We start from the raw sequence: 19,663 nt of genomic DNA on the forward strand, positions 1-19,663 counted from the left end.
GCGCCTTGATCCCGGCTCAATAGATGACTACATCACGCCAATCATCAATCCACGAGGATGCCGACGGCCATGGATTTCACCCTGACAGCAACGCCCATCAGCCTTGCCCTCGGGGATATCCATGCCTGCATCGATCGCGCTCTCTCATCTGACCCTGTCCGCGCCTGACGGCCGGGTTCTCCTTTCCAATGTCGATCTGAATTTCGGACCTGAACGCACCGGCCTTGTCGGCAGGAACGGCGTCGGCAAGACGACGCTGCTCGGCCTCATCGCGAGGGTGCGCACGCCGCAATCCGGCACGGTCTCGGTTCAGGGACGCGTCGGGATGCTGCATCAGACGGTTCAGCTAAAGCCGGATGAACGCGTCGTCGACCTGTTCGACGCGCGCCGCGCATTGGCCGCGCTACGTCGTGCCGAACAGGGCCTTGCGAGCTCCGAGGAGATTGCCGACGTCGACTGGACGCTCGATACGCGCATCGCGGCCGCGCTCGAGCGCGTCGGACTGAGCGATGCACTCGACGCGCCGCTGGCAGCGCTGTCCGGCGGCCAGGCCACCCGGGCGCGCCTCGCCGCCCTGACCTTCGCGCAACCTGATTTTCTGCTGCTGGATGAGCCGACCAACAATCTCGACCGCGCGGGACGCGAGGCGGTGATCGACCTGCTCGCCGACTGGCGGCAAGGCGCCATCATCGTCAGCCACGACCGCGAACTGCTGGAGACGATGGATGCGATCGTCGAACTGACATCGCTGGAAGCCAGGCGGTACGGCGGCAATTGGAGCCAGTACCGCGCTCGCAAGGCCATCGAACTGTCGGCAGCACGGCACGATCTGGCGGATGCCGAGATGCGCGTCGCCGAGATCGACCGCAACGCCAGAGAAGCCAACGAACGCAAGGCGCGCAAGGACGGCGCGGGCGCAAGGAAGCGCGCCAAGGGCGATCTGCCGCGCATCGCCGCCGGGCTGCGCAAGGACCGCAGCGAGGACAGCGGCGGCGAGAACGCCCGTCTCGCCGAACGACGGCGGGCGCAAGCGCTCGAGCTTGCCACCGCGGCGCGGCAGCGCATCGAGGTGCTGCAACCGTTCTCGGTGCAGCTGCCATCGACGCATCTGCCGGCGAGCAGGATGGTGCTGCGGATCGACGCGGCCGATGTCGGCTACAGCGCGGACGCGCCGATCCTGCGCGACGTCACCTTCTCCATGTCGGGTCCGGAGCGCGTCGCGATCACCGGCCCCAACGGTGCCGGCAAGACGACGCTGCTCAAGCTCGTCAGTGGCGACCTGACCGCGGCGCGCGGCACCGTCGAGGTGATGACCCGGTTCGCCGTGTTCGATCAGGCGGTCAGCCTGCTCGATGCGTCGGCCTCCATCCTGGAGAATTTCCGCCGCATCAATCCGGACGCCGGCGAGAACGCCTGTCGCGCGGCGCTGGCGCGATTCATGTTCCGCGCCGATGCCGCGCTGCAGGCCGTTGCGAGCCTCTCCGGCGGCCAATTGCTTCGCGCCGGTCTTGCCTGTGTGCTGGGCGGCGTGAGGCCGCCGCCTTTCCTGATCCTCGACGAGCCGACCAATCACCTGGATATCGAATCCATGGAAGCGGTCGAGGCCGGCTTGCGCGCCTATGACGGCGCGCTGCTGGTCGTCAGCCACGATGAGGCCTTCCTCGAGGCCATCGCGATCACGCGCAGACTGGATCTCGCGTCGTGGAGGTGACGCGGAGAGCGGAGCAATTGCCATTGCGCAATCAATGTTTCGAACGACGAAGATTGGTCAGGAAAGTGAACAGCCGAGCACGCGTCACCTTGGGCAGGTCGTAAGGCGCGGTGCTCGGCTGTCAGGCCGCGCGGCGGTGCGGCCATCCCGCCAGCCTCGCTTGTCCCCAAGCGCGAGGCCGTCGGAGCTGAATCTGGTCTGTTGCTAAATCCGCGCCGTCGAATGAAGCGCGTTTCTCCAAAGGCCAAATGCGACGAAGCCAGCGAGCAACAAAAAGCCGCCACCGGCCGCGATCAAGACATGCGCGAGCGTCATCTTGGAACATCCCAATTGAAAGGCTTCTTGCGGAGCGATATGCGCCGCAACCTGGCAATCAAAAGCACTTCAAAATTGATTTGCCCCGCCGGCCGCCGCCGGACAGCCCGAAAGGTGGCTGGCACTGCGCTCTGCCCACCCTTCGATTTCAGAGCGGTCGTCCAGCCACTCGGCTGTTGCCGCTCATCGTGCGGTTCGTCACACCGCTCAACTGCCACGAGGATAATCGATAAAACTTTATCGACAATCGAAAGGAAAAATTAAGGTTACCGGCGCGACCGCGCGAGGTTCGACCTCGCTGCCGACACCCGGTGATGATGGATGGGATTGTCGGGGTCAACCTTCGGCGAGGTCGATCGCCCCCGACGCGACCGCGGCTCCCGCCAAAATATCGAAAACAACCCCATGCAAAGGAGCCGGCGGCCGCCGCTCCCGGCCTGCGTGGCGGTCAATTGGAGCAACATCCTCCGGACGAAAATTCGCAGGGCATGTCACGTTTCGACGCGCTGTCTTCTTGGCTTCTGCAAGGGCAGCAGCAGAGGACAGCATGCACACACTCGGAACCGGCGGCGGTCGCACCCTGATCGCAATCGTCTATCATAGCGCCTACGGCCATACCGGCGGCAGGCGGAGGCCGTCAGGTCCGGCGTCCAGGATATCGATGGCGCGGAGGCGCTTCTGGTGCCCGTCGAGAACGTGGAACAGAACTGGGATCGGCTGATGGATGCGGAAGCGTTGATCTTCGGCACGCCCACCTACATGGGCGCCGCCTCCGCGGCCCTCAAAGCCTTTCAGGAAGCAACGTCACGCGCGGTGATGTCCAAAGGCTATCGCTGGAAAGACAAGCTCGCGGCGGGCTTCGCCAATTCGGGGGCACACGCCGGCGACAAGCTGTCCACATTGATCCAGCTTGCATTGTTCGCCGCGCAGCATGGGATGCATTGGAGTCAATCTCGATCTGCCCCCGGGGAACAACTCCGCATCGGGATCGGAAGCCGATCCGAACAGGCTGGGGTTCTGGCTCGGAGCCGACGCACAGTCGAACACCGACGAGGGCGCGGACACCGCCCCGCCGGGATCCGATCTCGCAACCGCCGGTCACCTGGGAAAGCGGGTCGCGAAAACCGCGCTTTAGTTCGTGCGCGGCCGTGACGCGGCCTCGGTGCCCGTTCCGGTGGCGTCATGACAGATGCAGCCGAAGCGTCGGCAGCCGAAATCTTCGCCGAGCTGCGTCCGCGCCTGATCCGGCTAGCCTTTCGGATGCTGGGCTCGGTCGCGGACGCGGAGGATGTCGTGCACGACGCCTGGCTGCGCTGGCTCGCGTCTATTCTCGACATGGATCCAGCCGATCATCAACTTCGGTCGTCATCACCGAACCGTCCGCGTCGAACAGGCCAACCGCTCCGCACGGTGAAGTCGAAACGTCGAAATCGAGCGGACCGCAAGTAATCATGCAATAGTCGTAAGCCGAACGTTGATCGTTTCCCATTAGAAACTGATAGTGAATCTGCATAAAATCGAATCGATGACGTCTGAAGCGGATTGGACTTATCATTGAATGTATTTGGACGCGCCGAATCCTTGGGTGGCCACCTGAATGGTCTCGACTGACACGTTTCAGAGTGACGGGGTCGAAGCGATAGAAGCTGATTGCGTCATCTCGAGCCTGGTATTCGACCCAGCCTATCGCAGACGCTCCGGCCACAAGTTGCGCCGCTTTCCGTATTTGGCCGCCCATCGGATGCAGCGCGAATTTAGGAATGGTAGCGCCCACCGTGAGAACGCATAGTTTGGGTCCACACGTTTCGAGCGGAGGATCCGATGTCAGCGCGCGCGCCACCGCCGCAATTGTGAGCGCTGCGCCGAGGGAGTGGCCAACAATCAGAACTTCATCAACTTCTGCGGCCCGAACCGTTCTTGATATCAGGTTCGCAAAAGCGCCGAGCCGCTCGTCAAGTTTGTTCTTCTGCCCGTAAAGAAATTGGTGGGAGAAAATGGCATCATCGAGAATGTGATTTATCCTACGCTTTGGTCCGATCCAGAGCATCGCGCCGACAAAGATGGCAAGCGACAAAGAAAGTCCAAGCAGTAATTCGATCCAAAATGTAGCGTGTATGAGCCTGATCACCAGATATGACAGCCCGAGGCTGCAAAATGCGATCAATAGCAAGCAGCAATATGGAAAGATGAAAAAGACAGCGTACTTCCAGCTCGCGATCGCATATCTAAATATTGTTCCCGTCACGATGAAGTCGAATAGCGCTTTCAAGGATTGAACGAGACGAGACACGAAGCCGGCTTTCGAATCGCACCGAATGAGATCATCCCAGCGGAGTATTTCGAAGGTGACGTGAGTTTTCCAGTTTGGCCCCCATGCTTCCAGGCTGCATGAAGCACTAATTGCAGACGTGTTCGATATCTCCGACAGCCGTGAAGAAGCGCCCCAAATCTTTTGGAAGCTCGAGAGCGAGCGCCGCAAGCGCTCGACCTGCTCTTCGGGGGTGATTGGATCGTAACCACCAATGTGAAAGACGTGCCGTCGTCGAATCATCCAGCAGCTCGAATTCTGTAAAGATATTGATCGGCGCTCATTCTGTAAGACGGAAATGCATGGACACTTTGGCGCTACTCCTCGTTGACCGCAGCCCTTGGCGAACCTGACATGGATGATGCGGATCTCGGCTTGTAAAATTACCACTTCGTCCGCGGGGTGGCACTCGTTGAGTTTGGCTTTGAGCAAAAAAGCGCAGGGCGCCGGAGTCACTGACAGTAGAGGGTCCTGACGGTCGCGGCACGATCGCTTTCTTCGTGTGGCAAATCCGCGACAGCGAGCCAATTGCGCGCCTCAACGCGTTTTTCGAAGCCGTTCAGGATTGTCACGATTCGTAAGTCTGATTTAATGCGTCTCGACCTGAGGTGGCGGGGATTCTGACAATGGAGAGATTGCGTTGCAGCACGGCGCTGATTTGCGCCGGCTTGACGATTCTTTTGGCAAGCAGTCTGCTTTTGAACAATGGGGCTCAGGCGAAGCCCGGAACGGCGGTGGCGCTTAGATCGACAAATTCGCCCGCTCGACTGCACTCTTCTGCGGCGCACGTTTATTTATTCCGCGGATTGTTGAACGTCTTTTCTTTGGGCATGGACGACCTTGCCGCTCAGTTGCAAGCGGCTGGCGTTGTCGCGGCTGTCGCAAATCACACTCAATGGAGAAGCGTCGCCGACGAAATCATCGTAAGATATAGGGCAGGCCAGCGCGGGCCTATCATACTGGTGGGGCACTCTCTTGGTGCTGATGCCGTGATGTCGATGGCAGAGCACCTTGGCCAAATGGGCGTGCCGGTTGCTTTGGTCGTCCCATTCGACGGAACATCGTCGCATATGGCATCGGCCAACGTAGGGCGCGTTCTAAATCTGTACAAAAATGAAGGCGTTAGAATAGGTCGCGGACCCGGCTTCCGCGGCGAGCTGACGAATTTCTATGTTCGTAATGCAAACGTCACTCACTTCAACATCGATAAAGACACGGCGTTGCATAGCATGGTTCTACGAAAGATCAGGGCAATCGGATCGGCTGTCGCGCGCCCACGAAGAAATCAGAGTCCTTCGAACCCGGTTTCATCTGCAGCCCGAGCTTCGACCAACTCTTAGCATACCGTCCAAAAGGACAGTTTGAAGTTGGCGTTGACGCAAGATGTGAGGCTTTAGATTAGGTCCCTGCAGGAGCCCGGTGTCGGTGTTGTTTTTGCTTAGCACTTTAGGCCGGGAGACAGTCAGTGACGCCATTTAGAAAACTCTCAGCCGCCATCGCCATTTGTTGCGTGGCGGCCGTGTGTGCAGCCTTCACAAAGCCGATTCATATCGTGGCAGTCGGCGCAAGCAACACCCAAGGCTGGTACGTTGGGAGGCAAGGCGCTTACCCGGCCAAGCTAGAAGCCCTGCTGAGGGAGAAGGGCGTCAATGCGACCGTCGCCAATGCCGGAGTCCCCTTTGACACCACCGCCGGCATGTTGAAGCGCATTGATAGCGACGTGCCAAAGGGAACCGACATCGTCATCTTGCAGCCTGGAGGCAACGATAGGCGCTTCCTTGTCACGAAGGAGCAGCGGGCGGCCAACATCGCGGCGATGGAGCGACGGCTCCGTGATCGCGCCATCAAAGTCATTTTGTACGACGAAGAGATTCCTCCGCAGTATTACGCTTTCGATCTTATTCACCTCACGGCTGCCGGGCATGCTTTCATAGCGTCGCAATTGCTCCCGCGAGTGTTGGAGATAGACCGGAGAGCCACCGTGCCTCCGCCGCGCGCGAGATAGAAAAAGCCTTGCCATGCCGGCATTGTGCTATCCGGTTCGATAGAGCGAACCGGGCGACGCATCCACCCAGGATCCACCTGTCGGACTGCCAACTAATCGGTGGAAACGACCCGCAAGCCCTGTATGATTGGTTCATGCCGGTCTGTGGACGTGCTTCTGTCAGATCTCAGACGCTCGCCAAGGATGCTACCCTTTCGATGATCGGCGAAGATGGCGCGCCAGCGAAACAAGCGCGTGGTCCATGATGACGCCCGGTATTGCCAAGTTCGTGTTCGTGATGATGGCGGTCGGTTGGTATCTCATCCGCTACAGACACGCGCGTCGTGCTCGCCGTGAAAAGGTCGCGAGAAGCGCCCGAGGCTCGCGCGAAAACACCCTGCTGCTGATATCGCTCACGGGTCTTGGCATTGTGCCGCTCGTCTACATCGCAACGGCCATGCCTCATTTCGCATCATACGCTTTCCGGCCAGCTCAAGCCTGGCTGGGTGTTTTCGTCGCGGTTGCGGCGCTGGTCATGTTCCGGCTGACCCACCGAGCTCTTGGTCGGAATTGGTCCTTAAGCCTCGACGTGCGGGAAAATCATCGCCTGATCACAGACGGTATTTATCGGACAGTTCGCCATCCTATGTATACTGCATTCTGGCTTTGGGCTGCTGCTCAGGCATTGCTCCTTCCGAACTGGGTGGCCGGTTTCGCAGGCCTGATCGGATTTGGAACCTTGTTTTTCGGGCGAGTTGCCCGAGAAGAGCAGATGATGCTGGAAGCCTTCGGCGACGAGTATCGCGAATATATGGCCCGGACCGGACGCCTTTTACCGAGGCTGTTCTGAGCCGGCCACAAGAGACTCCTCTCGCCGAACTCACGTCCGGATACTCACACAAAGCAATAATGCCGTGCCGTTTTTGTCACACTCGGCAAGGAAATGACCGCGCAAGCGCCAGCTTTGCTACAGCGTTAATTACGCCATGGCCTTTAGAGGGTAGGCTGTTCATGTTCACGCTACCCATCTCGGAGATCACGATGTTGAAGTTCCTGGTTGCTGGAGTTGCGACGTTTGGTTTTGTGGCTGCCGCCAGCGCGGCAGATCTTCCTCATCCGCAGCCGGTTACTGCTACGGCTCCGGTTGGCAAGATGCCGATCGGCAAGTATCCGGTTGGCAAGTACCCCGTCGGTAAGTACCCGGTTGGAAAAGCTCCTGCTCCGATCGTGACGAAGGGTTAGCTCGAGGATCGCTCAGTCAGCGCACGCTTTAGTTTTGCTGAAGGCGCTGCTTGGGGCCGACTACCCTTGTGAGGGCTTGAACGTGCCAGAATCCAATCGGACACGGGGCGGCTTGTGGCTGCTTGCCGGAATTGGTGTCATTGTGGCTTCCGTGACTTTGGGAGCCGGCATCGGTCATGCGCAGCAATTGGCTGCGCAAACGGATCAAGCGCCGCTGCGGCAGGACAAGCCGCGTAAGCCGTCGACGAGGTCGGTTGTGGCAACGGCCGTCGCGGGTTCAAGCGGTCCCGCTTCCGGAGCAGCCGCGAAGCTGGTTCGAAGGTCCTCGGCCAAAGGGCCGTACTACGTCGACTTTCGTGCCCGCACGGCGGCTTCTTATGGGCATGCGTTTGTTTGGTACGGCAAGACAAGCGAGAAGCAGGTCGAAGTCGCCGGGCTGCACCCGGCGGGCGATGTCCTGCCTTATGTGCTCGGACATCTTACTTGGGTGCCCTCCGAGACCGGAGCGAGCTACGGCGACCTTGACGAGCAGTATCTGACGGCCAGCTATCGCGTGTACTTGAGCGAGGCCGACGCGAAGAAGGTCTTTGCGTACATCAAGCACCTCCAGGCGACCTCGCCTGTTTGGAATGCGGAAACGACCAATTGCACGGCCTTTATTGGTCGCATCGCCAACTTCATGGGCCTGAAGGCGCCATTCCATTTGTTGAAGCCTGAGGAATACGTAAATCAGTTGAGAGAGTTGAACGGCGGGCGCCAAACGGCGCAGTTGGCTGATTCGGATCGCTAGTTTTCCCGCTAAGGCTGTTCGAAATACCGGGAGGTCGAGGCTGTAGCGGATCGCGGCTGCCGCAAAGGTCCAGTTGCGCAAGGCAAGCGCCGCCTCGGTGGCGTAGCCCTGTCCGTCATAGAGCAGCCAGCCAAGCTCCTGCTCCGGAAACAGCGGTCCATGGTTGATGCCGACCTGGCCGACGCACTGCTTCGAAGCCGTGACCTCAATCATCAACGCGCCATGGCCGAACAAGCGCCAGCACGCTAGGTCGTGGCAAAACATCCCCCACCGCCGCGCGCACGTCGATCGGGCCGCCCATTCCGGCCGATCGGAGCGAGGCCAGGAACGCCTGATCGGCGGGGAACTCGTCAATCGCCTGCGGACGCAGCGTCAGGCGAGCGGTCGTGATCGTGTGGAATGTCAGCGCGCAGCGGAGCCCGCTAGGCAGGGTGGCCTGCCACTCGAGCCCGGCAGGGCGAAGGGTGGCGGAGAGGGAGGGATTCGAACCCCCGATAGGCTTGCACCTATGCCGCATTTCGAGTGCGGTGCATTCAACCACTCTGCCACCTCTCCGATGGCCCGGGTGATTTGCGCCACCCGCGGTCGGGGCGTGTTCTAGGCGAGGATGGCGGGCCAGACAAGGCGCTGCAATAATATTTCCGTCACCCGTGCCTCGCGCCACCAAAGCACCAGGACGGCCGGAGAAAGCGCGCGGAAACAAAGCGCTAGCAGAACGGTTCTGGCTCGATCGGCGCGCGAGCGAACCAGCCGGAGCAGGAGCGGGCCATGGAGCATGTGACGATTCGAGCCAATGGCGCGGCGTTCCACGTCGCGCGGACCGGGACGGGCAAGCCGCTGCTGCTGTTGCACGGCTGGCCGGAGTTCTGGCTGACCTGGAAGCCTGTCATGGCGCGCCTCGCCGGCCGCTACACCCTGATCGCCCCCGACCTGCGCGGCTTCGGCGACAGCGACAAGCCCGAAGGCCCCTATGGCCCCGATCAGCATACCGACGACATGCTGGCGCTGCTGGACGCGCTCGGGATCGACAAGGCCGGCGTGGTTGGCCACGACGTCGGTGGCGCCGTGATGCAGCCCCTCGCCCGCAAGGCGCCCGAGCGCATCGCCGGATTGTTTTTCTTCGATTTCGTCTATCCCGGCATCGGGCCGCGGATGGCCGCGCCCGACCGGCTGAACCACATCTGGTACCAGTCGTTCCACCAGATGGAGATGGCGCCGGCGCTGGTCGGCGCCAACAGAGACAGCTGCCGCACCTATATCGGCCATTTCCTGCACAACTGGTCGCACCGCAAGGCTGCGTTCGACGACGTGATCGAGGACTTCGCCGACAACTTCTTCAAGCCCGGCAATCTCGCCGGCGGCTTTGCGCATTATCGCGCGTCGCATGCGGCGCGCGTGAAGATGATGCAGGGCGAAGCCCCGGCGCTGCCGCCGATCACTGTTCCGACCTGCATTCGCTGGGCCGAGCACGATCCGCTGTTTCCCTATGCCTGGACCGACCGATTAGGCGAGACCTTCTCCAATCTGGACCTTGGGATGTTTCCCGATGTCGGGCATTTCCCGCATCGCGAGGACCCCGACCGCGCGGCCGCCGAGATCGCCGGCTTCTTCGGGCGGATCAATTGGAAGTAGAAGTGGTGGGACCGCCAGGACGCGACAAAAACTGGCGGTCCCGTGCCGCTTCTAAATATTGCTGGCCGGGAAGTGCGGCTTCGCCGGTCGGCGGGAGCGACACGGGCCACGGTAGCGAGCGACGTCGAAACGGCAACGCGAACCCGATCTTAACCTAACCGATCAACCTTACCGTGCGTAATCCGCGGCCGCTGGATCTGCGGATGGAGGTGCCCCGGATTTCGCGGAGCCTGTCATCGGGCGCGCATTCGCGCGACCCGTTGGCTGCATCCGGGCTACGCATGCTTACCTCCCCTTGAAAAGGGGAGGTCGCTTTGCTCGCCAGAGCAAAGCGGGTGGGGATCTGCTCTCTCCGCAAACAGCATCGCCTGCGGCTGACCCCCATCCCGACCTTTCCCCTTTCAGGGGGAAGGAGAAGGCAGACCGTAGCCCGGATGGAGCGCGCACGATCGCTGAAGCCCGCACGGCTCAGGCGTCGGCTTTCCTGGCTTTTTTGGCCTTTTTCTCGCTCTTTTCGCTCTCGTCATCCTTGTCTTTCTTCTCGGCCTTCTTCTCGTCCTTGCCGTTCTCCCGCTTGCGATTGGTGTAGCGGGCATTGCCAAGCCCGGTTCCGATCGTCAGCACGCCCCAGCGCGAGACGTCCTGCATGAACGGGACCTCGGCCAGCCCCTGCACCACGCCGTCATTGTGCATCACGATCGCGGTGTCATGATCGCCGATCTGCGGGATCGCCTCGACCAGACTCGCCGGCAAGTTGAATTTGCTGCTCTCCCAATTGCCGGGCAGGTTCTGCGCACCTTTTTCGATCGATCCGTCCTCATTGATGACGCCGGGACAGGCGATGCCGATGAACGGCGCGAGCTTGAGATTCTCCTTCTCGGCGGCGGCAATCAACTCCTTCAGCATCTTCACCAGCCGCTTCACCGCACCTTCGCGCGTCGGCTCGTCATCGGCGTGGCGCCACAGCTCCGATTTCCAGACCGCGGCCTTGGAGAGATCGGGCGCCTTCTTCCAGCGCGTCTCGACAACGCCGCAGCGGATATTGGTGCCGCCGATGTCGACGGCGAGGACGCCGTCATGGGCTTCGAAAATCCACGATGGCGCCAGATGCAGCGTGCCGATCAGCCCGGCATCGTCGGGGTGGAAGCGAATCGGCAGCAAATCGACCTTGAAATCCTCCGACTTCAGGATGATCTCGGTGCGCGCGATGGCGAGCTCACCGAGCCTGGAGTCGCGGAAGCCGCCGCCGACCACGATGCGCTCGGTCTTGGCCCAGGCCTTGGTGTTGAGGAAGCGCCGCGTCACATAGGCGAGCTCCTGCGCAAACTCCTCGATCGCGCTGTGCACGACCGCCGAGGCCTCGGTGTCGTCGCCGACCAGCAACTCATCGAGCTTCTTCTTGCTGATCTTGTCCGACGGCTCGTCGCCGAACGGATCTTCGTCCGATTTGCGCAGCGGCTTGCGCCAGCGGTCGAGGATCTTGCGGAACGCGCCCTTCGAGGCGCGATCGCCGAGAAAGCCCTCGTCGTCCTTCAGCTCGATGTTGAAGCTGTCGATGTCGACAGACGGCAACCGCGCGGCACCGTGGTGCGCGATGCCCGTGGTCAATCCAGCGTCTTCAGCCATTCGCCCTTGCCTGCCCGCTTGAGGTTGCCTGCACTATTGTTTGAGCATGATCATTTCGGAAAACCGCTTCGCACTTTTCCGGATCATGCTGTAACGGCCGGGAACTCAAATGGTTGCGTCCCGCGCTGCGCCGTCTGGCCAGGCGCGGGACGCAATTTTCGCAGGGGCGTCAGGCGGCCTTCAGCCCGTAGCGCGCCGCAGGCGTGCTGCGCGACAGGTTCGGCATCAGCTTCTGGCGGGCTGACTCATAGGCCTGCCAATCGGCGGCATCCGGCAGCGCAGGCACGGTGATGACCTCGCCCTGATCGAGACCGGCGAGCGCGGCATCGACCATGTCCTCGGCCTTCATCACGATCTCGCCGGGCAGATGCTCGACCGGCGTGCCGGCCACGTTCCAGAACTCGGTCGCGGTGGCGCCCGGCAGCACGGCCTGGACCCGGATGTTCTTGTCCTTGAGCTCGTGCTGCAACGACTGCGTCAAGGCGAGGACGAAAGCCTTGCTGCCGCCGTAGACGCCGTTGAGAATTTCGGGCGCGACACCGACGATCGAGGCGATGTTGACGATGGTGCCGTTGCCGCGCGCGACAAATCCCGGCACCGCCGCATAGGTCAGGCGCATCAGCGCATCGACATTGAGCGCAATCATGTCGCTCATCTTGTCGACATCGGATGCGAGCAGCGGCGCGGTTGCACCGACGCCCGCATTGTTCACCAGCAGGCTGATGCCGGTATTGCTGCGCAGAATGGATTCGATCCGTGACACGTCGCCGCGCTTGCCGAGGTCGGCGGCAACGATCTCGATCGATCGGCCCGTCTCCGCCGACAGACGCCTGGCAAGCCCGTCGAGGCGCTCGCGGTTGCGTGCGACGAGGATCAGATCGTAGCCACGCCGTGCGAGCCGGTCCGCGTAGATGGCACCGATTCCGGACGACGCACCGGTAACGAGCGCCGTTCCTTTGGCTGACTTGGTCATGTTGGTCTCCTGTTTGACCCGAACGGCCGGTTTTGGCCGCTGTTCAGGTTCTACAGGCCCCCTTGCATGTCTCAAATGTCATATATACACCTTTTTAGGACATGAATTGCGGCCGGAGGGTTCCATGCAGCACATCGGCTTCGTCGTCTTCCCGGGCTTCCAGGTGATGGGCTTCACCGCCATCACCGCCTTCGAGATCGCCAATCTGGTGGCCGGTGAAAATTTCTACCGGGTCACACTGCTGTCCGAGAATGGCGGCCCGGTGCGGTCATCCGCGGGCTTCAATGTCGAGACCGATGCGTTCAGCGAGCGCAGCTTCGACACGCTGTTCGTCGGCGCGGGCACCGAGCTGCATCCAGCGTCACCGAAGCTGACCGACTATGTTCGCCGCGCCCTGACGGCGTCACAGCGCATCGCCGCGCCCTGCGTCGGCGCCTTCTCGCTCGCCGAAGCCGGCCTGCTCGACGGCCGGCGCGTCTCCACGCATTGGCAATACGCCGCCGAACTGCAGGCGCGCTTTCCCAAGCTGAAAGTCGAGCAGGACCGCATCTACATCGTCGACGGGCCGATCTGGACCTCGGCCGGCATGACCGCGACGATCGATCTGGCGCTGGCGATGGTCGAGCATGACCTCGGCGTCGAGGTCGCCCGTTCGGTGGCGCGCAAGCTCGTCGTCTATCACCGCCGCACCGGCGGACAGTCGCAGTTTTCGGCGCTGCTCGAGCTCGACCCGAAATCCGATCGTATCCAGAACGCGCTCAATTACGCCAAGGCGCATCTGCGCAACGAGCTCTCGGTCGAGGAGTTGGCCGCCGTCGCACGGCTCAGCCCGCGCCAGTTCAGCCGCGCCTTCCGTTCAGAGACCGGCCAGTCACCGGCCAAGGCGATCGAGCATCTTAGGGTCGAGGCGGCGCGCGAATTGATCGGTGACGGCCGCCATTCGATGGACGAAATTGCCGTAGAGACCGGCTTTGCCGACCGCGAACGGATGCGGCGGGCGTTCTTGCGGGTGCTGGGCCAGCCGCCCCAGACCATCCGACGCCACGCGAGGATCGCGGCCCAGGCGCAGGCTTGAGCCGCCAATCTCGGCCAAAACCATGCCAAACCCTTCATTTTTGGCCGGTTTTTGCCCTGCTTTACCTTGACTCTCGGTCGTTTGCGGCTATAAGTCCCCCCATCCGGCGCGGGGATTTCTCGCGCCGATCGTTTTTGTGCGGACCATTTGGGAATTCATTCCCTTCGCACGAGACACGCAACCCATAGCGACTGAACAAAAAGCCGACCCGGGCGAATCGTCCGAGGCCGGGATCGAACACGAAGGAATCAAACGATGTTCGCAGTCATCAAAACCGGCGGCCGGCAATACCGTGTCGTTCCGAATGATGTACTCGAGATAGGCAAGATCGCCGGCGATGTCGGCACGATCGTGCAGCTTGGCGAAGTTCTGGTGCTCGGCGGTGACACGCCGGTGCTGGGAACGCCCACCGTGGCAGGCGCGTCCGTTGCAGCCGAAGTGCTGCAGCACAAGCGCGGCGCCAAGGTGATCGCGTTCAAGAAGCGTCGCCGCAAGAATTCACGCCGCAAGCGCGGCTATCGCGACGAGCTCACGGTGCTTCGCATCACCGAGATCCTCGCCGATAACGCCAAGCCGACCGTCGGCCCGCGGCCGAAGAAGGAAAAGGTCGCAGCGCCCGCCGATGGCGAGGATGCAGCGCCAAAGGCGGCCAAGAAGAAGGCGCCCGCAAAGGCGCCGGCCGCCAAGAAGGCTCCGGCCAAGAAGGCCGCGGCCAAGGCTTAAGAAGAAGTGATCGTCGCGCTTTCAGATGTGAAGCGTGACAAAACGTGAAATGATTCCGTCAAGGAATTGATCTAGAGATCAAAGCGAAGTCGGAGACGAGCCATGGCTCACAAAAAAGCAGGCGGTTCATCGCGCAACGGGCGTGATTCCAAGGGCAAGCGCCTTGGCATCAAGGCGTTCGGTGGCGAGCGCGTGATCCCCGGAAACATCATCGCGCGTCAGCGCGGCACCACCTGGCATCCTGGCCTTAATGTCGGCATGGGCACCGATCATACTCTCTTCGCCAAGGTCGAGGGTCATGTCGAGTTCCGTGCCAAAGCCAACGGCCGCACATTCGTATCGGTTATTCCGATGGCAGAGGCGGCCGAGTAGACGGTGGACACACATGAGTCCGCCGGGTCCTGTTGAACCGGCGGAGTCGCAAAGGGCTCCAAGGGGAGGCGGGATGACCGGCCTCCCCTTTTTGTTGCGCGCGTTCCAGTTCGACCGCGCGTGACGTTCCAAGCGTTGCGTACCGATTTTTTCGCATCACAGGAGCTCGACATGTTGCAGGACATCCCGACGCCGACCTTGCGTGAGGCAAGAGCTTGCGTCCTCGAGACAGAACGGCTGACATTGCGCAAGCCGACGCTCGCGGACGTAAAAGCAATCGCACGCCTCGCCAATGACCGCCGCATCGCGGAGAACACCCGCCGCCTGCCGCATCCCTATACCCAGGACGACGCCATCGACTTCGTGCGCGCGCTCGGCGCCGGCGGGCGCGAAACCGTTTTCCTGATCGAGAACAATCACACGCCGATCGGCATGGTCGGCATCGACTGGCGCGAGGAGACATCGGCCGAACTCGGCTACTGGCTCGGCGTCGACTATTGGGGCCAGGGCTTCGGCACCGAGGCTGCGCGCGCGGTGATCGATTACTTCTTCGAGGAGTTCGATCTCGACCAGCTGATCTCGGGCGCCCGCGTCGTCAATCCGTCGTCGCGCAACATTCTCGAGAAGTGCGGCTTCCAGTGGGGCGGCGTCGAGCTGCACCGCTTCGAGGCGCTGGGCTCCTCGAGCCCGGTCGACTGCTTCCGCCTGTCGCGCGGCGTCTGGGCGTCGCTGAAGAGCTGGAACAACTCGACCCGGCGGGAGAGCTGAGGCTTTTGGCTTCACCCTCCCCTGGAGGGGGAGGGTCGTTGCGCATGAAGCGCAGCGGGGTGGGGTGATCTATCCACTCGGGCACCGTTGGATGAGGAGAGACCTTCACCCCACCCCGCCGCTCATTGCATTCGCGTCGACCCTCCCCCTCCAGGGGAGGGTAAACATCACGCCGGCGGATTCACTGCGGAGTCCGGGCGTCCAAGCTGTTGCTCGCGGACGAAGATGTAGAGGCCAGCCGCGATGATGACAGCGGCACCGATGATGGTGGCCCAGGACGGCACGTCGCCGAACACCACGAAGCCGAAGATCACCGCCCAGACGATCATCGAATACTGGTACGGCACCACCACGCTCGCCGGCGCGAGCTTCAGCGAACGATTGACGCAAAGCAGCGCCGCGACCGAGATGATGCCGGCGGTGAAGAACAGCACGAGGCTGCCGGCTGACGGCGTCACCCAGCCGAACGGCGAGAGCACGAGGCCCAGGATGAAGGTGCCGCCGAATTGCGACGTCGCCAGCACGATATCGGGGGTAGCGCGCAGCGAACGCGTGATCAGCATCAGCACCGCGAACGACAGGCTGCCGCCGAGCGCGATCATTGCCGGCCAGCTGATGGTCTGCGCCGACGGCCGAAGCGCGATCAACACCCCGCAGAAGCCGACCAGGATCGCGGTCCAGCGCCGCCAGCCGATATGCTCGCCGAGCACGAGGCCCGACATCGCGGTGACGAAGATCGGTCCGGCCAGATAGTAGGTGATGACGTCGGCGAGCGGCAGATAGACGGTCGCCAGGAAGAACGCCGCAACCTCCACCGTCGACAGCGTGACGCGCAGCAATTGCAGCCACGGGCGTTCCAGATGCAGAAAATCCGCGCGCCGCTGCCACACGATCGGCAGCAGCACGAGCAGCGCCGCACAGGCGCGCAGCCACAGCAATTGCCCGACCGAATAGGTGGCGACGATGAATTTGCCCATCGCATCGCCGAACGAGAACATGAAGATCGACAGCAGCATCAACCCGATGCCGGCGAGCCGCGCCGATCGGTCGTCGTAGGAGGACAGCTTTGCGAACAGGCTCATGAGCAGACTTGCGCTTTTGTTCCCGAGTCGTCCGGTTTTAAAGACGTGGATGCCCGGGACAAGCCCGGGCATGACGAATTGAACGGATTGCCGCACCTGCGCCGCTGCGATACCGGTAGCTGATCCCGGCAACAAAAAGAGCAGGAAACGCCGCATGAGCGACTTCGACCCCACCCAGCATCGCATGGTCCCCGCGCAGCGCTGGTTCGAGGATTTCGTGCTCGGCGAGCGCTTCGTGATTCCGAGCCGGACCCAGACCTCGGCTGTTTTCGCTGCGTTCCAGACCGCCAGCGGCGACACCCATCCGATCCATTACGACGTCGAATATTGCCGCGCGCGCGGCATGCCTGATTTGCTCGCGCACGGCTTCCAGACCCTGGTGCACACCGCGCCCGGCGCGGGATTATTCCCCTATGTCGTGGAGGAGTCGCTGATCGGCTTCCTCGAGCAATCGAGCAAGTTCCTGAAACCGGTCTATGCCGGCGATACCATCTACCCCGCGCTGGAGGTGATCGAGCTGTCGCCGGGCAAGACCACCGGCGTCGTGACGCTGCGCTCGACCGTGCACAACCAGCGCCGCGAGCTGGTGCTGGAGGGGATGCAGAAATTCCTGGTCCGGCGGCGGCCGAGTTAGCCGCAAGGGCCGTAAAAAGGCCCGAAAATTAAGGCTTTTCGCTGAAGTCAGGGCCTTTCCGGGTTGCCGCCGCGGCCACCCTGCCCTAACTAGTGAAAATCATGAAATTCCTCGATGAAGCCAAGGTCTATATTCGCTCGGGCGACGGCGGCAACGGCTGCGTCGCGTTCCGGCGCGAGAAGTTCATCGAGTTCGGCGGTCCCTCCGGCGGCAATGGCGGCCGCGGCGGCGACGTCATCATCGAGTCCGTCGACGGACTGAACACGCTGATCGATTACCGCTACCAGCAGCACTTCAAGGCACAGAAGGGCACCAATGGCATGGGCAAGGACCGCCATGGCGCCAACGGCAAGCCGATCGTGCTGAAGGTGCCGGTCGGCACCCAGGTGTTCGACGAGGACCGCGAGACCCTGCTGCACGACTTCACCGAACTCGGCGAGAAATTCGTGCTGGCTGAAGGCGGCAATGGCGGCTTCGGCAACGCGCATTTCAAATCCTCCACCAACCGCGCGCCGCGCAACGCCAATCCCGGCGCGCCCGGCGAAGAGCGCGGGATCTGGCTGCGGCTGAAGCTGATCGCCGACGCCGGGCTGGTCGGCCTGCCCAATGCCGGCAAATCGACCTTCCTCTCGGTGGTCAGCGCGGCACGGCCGAAGATCGCCGACTATCCCTTCACCACGCTGCATCCGCAGCTGGGCGTGGTGAATTTCGGCGGCCGCGAATTCGTGCTCGCCGACATCCCCGGCCTGATCGAGGGCGCGCATGAAGGCGCCGGCCTCGGCGACCGCTTCCTCGGCCATGTCGAGCGCTGCCGCGTGCTGCTGCATCTGGTCGATGCGACCTGCGAGCATGCCGGCAAGGCCTACAAGACGGTGCGCACCGAGCTCGAAGCCTATGAGGGCCATCTCGCCGACAAGATCGAGATCGTCGCGCTCAACAAGATCGACGCCGTCGCGCCCGACGAACTGAAGAAGCAGAAGGACCGCCTCAAGCGGGCGGCGAAGAAGACGCCGCTGTTGCTCTCGGGCGCGACCGGCGAAGGCGTGCAGGATGCGCTGCGCGCGCTGGTCGAGGTGATCGGCGAGGCGCCGGTGTCCAACAAGGCCAAGGGTGGCCAGGCGGAGCCGTGGGCGACGCCGGTGCCGCAGGGTTGAACGGCACAAGCCGCGCAACGCCTGGACTTCCCAAGCCACATTGTGGCGTCTATTGCTTCCACCTTCCTGCCAGACCAAATCCATGAAACGCCCCGCGCTCAAGAACTTTCGCCGCATCGTCGTCAAGGTCGGCTCATCGCTGCTGGTCGACTCGCAGGCCGGCGAGGTGCGCGCGTCCTGGCTCGCCGCGCTGGTCGAGGACATCGCAAAGCTGCACAAGCGAGGCTGCGAGGTCATGGTGGTGTCGTCGGGCTCGATCGCGCTCGGCCGCAGCCGCCTGAAGCTGCCGCGCGGCCCGCTGAAGCTCGAAGAGAGCCAGGCTGCCGCAGCGGTCGGCCAGATCGCGCTGGCGCGAATCTGGTCGGAGGTGCTCGGCCATCACGGCATCGGCGCCGGGCAGATTCTGGTGACGCTGCAGGACACCGAAGAGCGCCGCCGCTATCTCAACGCGCGCTCGACGATCGCAAAGCTGCTGGAATGGGGCGCGGTGCCCGTGATCAACGAGAATGACACGGTCGCGACCACCGAGATCCGCTATGGCGACAATGATCGCCTCGCCGCCCGCGTCGCCACCATGGCGAGCGCGGATCTTCTGATCCTGCTGTCCGATATCGACGGCCTCTACACCGCGCCGCCCGCGCTCGATCCCGACGCCAAGCTGATCCCGGTGGTCGAAAGCATCACCTCGGAGATCGAGGGGATGGCCGGCTCGGCCGGGTCCGAATTGTCGCGCGGCGGCATGACCACCAAGATCGAAGCCGCGAAGATAGCGACCACGGCCGGCACCCACATGCTGATCGCATCGGGCAAGATCGAGCATCCGCTTGCTGCGATCGCCGACGGCGGCCGCTGCACCTGGTTCCTGACCCCCGCCAATCCGGTCACCGCGCGCAAGCGCTGGATCGCGGGCTCACTCGAGCCAAAGGGTACCTTGACCATCGATGCCGGCGCGGTCGCGGCGCTGCGCGCCGGCAAGAGCCTGTTGCCGGCTGGCGTGATCCGGGTCGACGGCCAGTTCGCCCGCGGCGATGCCGTGGTGGTGCGCGGCCCCGACACCCATGAAATCGGCCGCGGCCTGGTCGCATACGACGCTGAGAACGCCGAGAAGATCATGGGCCGCTCCTCGCCCGACGTGATGACCATTCTGGGCATCAGCGGGCGGTCCGAGATGATCCATCGCGACGACCTCGTGATCGGCCCGGCCGGGGCGATCCCGCCCAAATAAGCCACTGGATAGGCCATTGGCCGAGCGGGGCGGCCTGCCGCCCACCTGC

Annotated in this window: 18 protein-coding genes, 1 tRNA gene and 3 pseudogenes; 16 read left to right on the forward strand and 6 right to left on the reverse strand. The window is 62.5% G+C overall.

Annotated features, from left to right (window positions below):
• Nucleotides 1-121 precede the first annotated feature (121 nt).
• From ACVI1L_RS12145 to ACVI1L_RS12155, 3 genes and pseudogenes are all read left to right on the forward strand, one after another.
• Nucleotides 122-1,711, forward strand: a complete 1,590-nt coding sequence (locus tag ACVI1L_RS12145; protein WP_456782984.1) for an ABC-F family ATP-binding cassette domain-containing protein — start codon at nt 122-124, stop codon at nt 1,709-1,711.
• Nucleotides 1,712-2,573: 862 nt separating this feature from the next.
• Nucleotides 2,574-3,161, forward strand: a pseudogene (locus ACVI1L_RS12150) (flavodoxin family protein).
• A gap of 47 nt (nt 3,162-3,208) precedes the next feature.
• Nucleotides 3,209-3,352, forward strand: a pseudogene (locus tag ACVI1L_RS12155) (sigma factor); the annotation flags it as partial.
• Here ACVI1L_RS12155 and ACVI1L_RS12160 read toward each other — a convergent pair.
• Nucleotides 3,351-4,577 carry a hypothetical protein gene (locus ACVI1L_RS12160; RefSeq protein ID WP_456782986.1) on the reverse strand — a complete coding sequence of 409 codons (1,227 nt, stop codon included), beginning with the start codon at nt 4,575-4,577 and terminating at the stop codon, nt 3,351-3,353. The pseudogene ACVI1L_RS12155 and the gene ACVI1L_RS12160 overlap by 2 nt on opposite strands.
• 383 nt (nt 4,578-4,960) lie before the next feature.
• Between ACVI1L_RS12160 and ACVI1L_RS12165 the strand changes: the two genes are divergently transcribed.
• The 5 genes from ACVI1L_RS12165 (at nt 4,961) to ACVI1L_RS12185 (ending at nt 8,350) form a co-directional block, all read left to right on the forward strand.
• Nucleotides 4,961-5,674, forward strand: coding sequence for a thioesterase domain-containing protein (locus ACVI1L_RS12165; protein WP_141342041.1), 714 nt, complete (start codon nt 4,961-4,963; stop codon nt 5,672-5,674).
• A 125-nt stretch (nt 5,675-5,799) separates the two neighbouring features.
• Nucleotides 5,800-6,339 (forward strand): SGNH/GDSL hydrolase family protein, encoded by a 540-nt coding sequence (locus tag ACVI1L_RS12170; protein WP_229191613.1) that lies wholly within the window; start codon nt 5,800-5,802, stop codon nt 6,337-6,339.
• Nucleotides 6,340-6,583: 244 nt separating this feature from the next.
• Nucleotides 6,584-7,168 carry a protein-S-isoprenylcysteine O-methyltransferase gene (locus ACVI1L_RS12175; RefSeq protein WP_057020970.1) on the forward strand — a complete coding sequence of 195 codons (585 nt, stop codon included), beginning with the start codon at nt 6,584-6,586 and terminating at the stop codon, nt 7,166-7,168.
• A gap of 191 nt (nt 7,169-7,359) precedes the next feature.
• Nucleotides 7,360-7,560 carry a hypothetical protein gene (locus ACVI1L_RS12180; RefSeq protein ID WP_057020971.1) on the forward strand — a complete coding sequence of 67 codons (201 nt, stop codon included), beginning with the start codon at nt 7,360-7,362 and terminating at the stop codon, nt 7,558-7,560.
• A gap of 112 nt (nt 7,561-7,672) precedes the next feature.
• The gene (locus tag ACVI1L_RS12185) at nt 7,673-8,350 is read left to right on the forward strand and encodes a hypothetical protein (RefSeq protein ID WP_456782987.1); all 678 of its coding nucleotides are present in this window, start codon (nt 7,673-7,675) and stop codon (nt 8,348-8,350) included.
• A 111-nt stretch (nt 8,351-8,461) separates the two neighbouring features.
• Here the strand turns inward: ACVI1L_RS12185 and ACVI1L_RS12190 are convergent.
• Nucleotides 8,462-8,704 (reverse strand): annotated as a pseudogene (locus ACVI1L_RS12190) (GNAT family N-acetyltransferase); the annotation flags it as partial.
• 111 nt (nt 8,705-8,815) lie between these two features.
• Nucleotides 8,816-8,905: transfer RNA gene (locus ACVI1L_RS12195), tRNA-Ser, on the reverse strand.
• 213 nt (nt 8,906-9,118) lie between these two features.
• On the opposite strand from ACVI1L_RS12195, the gene ACVI1L_RS12200 reads away from it, so the two are divergent.
• Nucleotides 9,119-9,982 carry an alpha/beta fold hydrolase gene (locus ACVI1L_RS12200; protein WP_076834602.1) on the forward strand — a complete coding sequence of 288 codons (864 nt, stop codon included), beginning with the start codon at nt 9,119-9,121 and terminating at the stop codon, nt 9,980-9,982.
• 468 nt (nt 9,983-10,450) lie between these two features.
• On the opposite strand, the gene ACVI1L_RS12205 is transcribed toward ACVI1L_RS12200, so the two are convergent.
• Together ACVI1L_RS12205 and ACVI1L_RS12210 are read right to left on the reverse strand one after the other, a co-directional pair.
• A complete protein-coding gene (locus ACVI1L_RS12205; RefSeq protein WP_456782989.1) occupies nt 10,451-11,608 on the reverse strand; it encodes an ROK family protein in 1,158 nt (385 codons plus the stop codon).
• A 169-nt stretch (nt 11,609-11,777) separates the two neighbouring features.
• Nucleotides 11,778-12,581, reverse strand: coding sequence for an SDR family NAD(P)-dependent oxidoreductase (locus tag ACVI1L_RS12210; RefSeq protein ID WP_456782991.1), 804 nt, complete (start codon nt 12,579-12,581; stop codon nt 11,778-11,780).
• 124 nt (nt 12,582-12,705) lie between these two features.
• Here ACVI1L_RS12210 and ACVI1L_RS12215 point away from each other — a divergent pair, with 124 nt between their 5' ends.
• From ACVI1L_RS12215 to ACVI1L_RS12230, 4 genes are all read left to right on the forward strand, one after another.
• On the forward strand, nt 12,706-13,656 hold the full coding sequence (locus ACVI1L_RS12215; RefSeq protein WP_456782993.1) for a GlxA family transcriptional regulator: 951 nt from the start codon (nt 12,706-12,708) through the stop codon (nt 13,654-13,656).
• Nucleotides 13,657-13,911: 255 nt separating this feature from the next.
• Nucleotides 13,912-14,379 (forward strand): 50S ribosomal protein L21, encoded by a 468-nt coding sequence (rplU, locus tag ACVI1L_RS12220; RefSeq protein WP_016847849.1) that lies wholly within the window; start codon nt 13,912-13,914, stop codon nt 14,377-14,379.
• Between the two features lie 102 nt (nt 14,380-14,481).
• A complete protein-coding gene (gene rpmA / locus ACVI1L_RS12225) occupies nt 14,482-14,751 on the forward strand; it encodes a 50S ribosomal protein L27 (protein WP_016847848.1) in 270 nt (89 codons plus the stop codon).
• 171 nt (nt 14,752-14,922) lie between these two features.
• Nucleotides 14,923-15,519: a GNAT family N-acetyltransferase gene (locus ACVI1L_RS12230; RefSeq protein WP_038384665.1), complete on the forward strand. Its 597-nt coding sequence runs from the start codon at nt 14,923-14,925 to the stop codon at nt 15,517-15,519.
• 167 nt (nt 15,520-15,686) lie between these two features.
• Here ACVI1L_RS12230 and ACVI1L_RS12235 read toward each other — a convergent pair whose 3' ends face one another.
• Nucleotides 15,687-16,601, reverse strand: a complete 915-nt coding sequence (locus ACVI1L_RS12235; RefSeq protein ID WP_253605440.1) for a DMT family transporter — start codon at nt 16,599-16,601, stop codon at nt 15,687-15,689.
• 154 nt (nt 16,602-16,755) lie between these two features.
• Here ACVI1L_RS12235 and ACVI1L_RS12240 point away from each other — a divergent pair, with 154 nt between their 5' ends.
• The 3 genes from ACVI1L_RS12240 (at nt 16,756) to proB (ending at nt 19,614) form a co-directional block, all read left to right on the forward strand.
• A complete protein-coding gene (locus ACVI1L_RS12240; RefSeq protein WP_076834607.1) occupies nt 16,756-17,235 on the forward strand; it encodes a MaoC family dehydratase in 480 nt (159 codons plus the stop codon).
• Nucleotides 17,236-17,336: 101 nt separating this feature from the next.
• Nucleotides 17,337-18,389 carry a GTPase ObgE gene (gene obgE, locus ACVI1L_RS12245; RefSeq protein ID WP_456782995.1) on the forward strand — a complete coding sequence of 351 codons (1,053 nt, stop codon included), beginning with the start codon at nt 17,337-17,339 and terminating at the stop codon, nt 18,387-18,389.
• Between the two features lie 82 nt (nt 18,390-18,471).
• Complete coding sequence (proB, locus tag ACVI1L_RS12250) at nt 18,472-19,614, forward strand: glutamate 5-kinase (RefSeq protein WP_076834609.1); 1,143 nt, start codon at nt 18,472-18,474, stop codon at nt 19,612-19,614.
• Nucleotides 19,615-19,663 lie beyond the last annotated feature (49 nt).

The organism is Bradyrhizobium sp. USDA 4516, from assembly GCF_054055915.1.

Bases quoted from the DNA above. Each gene is read 5' to 3' on its own strand.
- ACVI1L_RS12145 (WP_456782984.1), top strand. From the start codon at position 122: ATGCCTGCATCGATCGCGCTCTCTCATCTGACCCTGTCCGCGCCTGAC.
- ACVI1L_RS12160 (WP_456782986.1), bottom strand. From the start codon at position 4,577: ATGATTCGACGACGGCACGTCTTTCACATTGGTGGTTACGATCCAATC.
- ACVI1L_RS12165 (WP_141342041.1), top strand. From the start codon at position 4,961: ATGGAGAGATTGCGTTGCAGCACGGCGCTGATTTGCGCCGGCTTGACG.
- ACVI1L_RS12175 (WP_057020970.1), top strand. From the start codon at position 6,584: ATGACGCCCGGTATTGCCAAGTTCGTGTTCGTGATGATGGCGGTCGGT.
- ACVI1L_RS12180 (WP_057020971.1), top strand. From the start codon at position 7,360: ATGTTGAAGTTCCTGGTTGCTGGAGTTGCGACGTTTGGTTTTGTGGCT.
- ACVI1L_RS12200 (WP_076834602.1), top strand. From the start codon at position 9,119: ATGGAGCATGTGACGATTCGAGCCAATGGCGCGGCGTTCCACGTCGCG.
- ACVI1L_RS12205 (WP_456782989.1), bottom strand. From the start codon at position 11,608: ATGGCTGAAGACGCTGGATTGACCACGGGCATCGCGCACCACGGTGCC.
- ACVI1L_RS12210 (WP_456782991.1), bottom strand. From the start codon at position 12,581: ATGACCAAGTCAGCCAAAGGAACGGCGCTCGTTACCGGTGCGTCGTCC.
- ACVI1L_RS12215 (WP_456782993.1), top strand. From the start codon at position 12,706: ATGCAGCACATCGGCTTCGTCGTCTTCCCGGGCTTCCAGGTGATGGGC.
- rplU (WP_016847849.1), top strand. From the start codon at position 13,912: ATGTTCGCAGTCATCAAAACCGGCGGCCGGCAATACCGTGTCGTTCCG.
- rpmA (WP_016847848.1), top strand. From the start codon at position 14,482: ATGGCTCACAAAAAAGCAGGCGGTTCATCGCGCAACGGGCGTGATTCC.
- ACVI1L_RS12230 (WP_038384665.1), top strand. From the start codon at position 14,923: ATGTTGCAGGACATCCCGACGCCGACCTTGCGTGAGGCAAGAGCTTGC.
- ACVI1L_RS12235 (WP_253605440.1), bottom strand. From the start codon at position 16,601: ATGAGCCTGTTCGCAAAGCTGTCCTCCTACGACGACCGATCGGCGCGG.
- ACVI1L_RS12240 (WP_076834607.1), top strand. From the start codon at position 16,756: ATGAGCGACTTCGACCCCACCCAGCATCGCATGGTCCCCGCGCAGCGC.
- obgE (WP_456782995.1), top strand. From the start codon at position 17,337: ATGAAATTCCTCGATGAAGCCAAGGTCTATATTCGCTCGGGCGACGGC.
- proB (WP_076834609.1), top strand. From the start codon at position 18,472: ATGAAACGCCCCGCGCTCAAGAACTTTCGCCGCATCGTCGTCAAGGTC.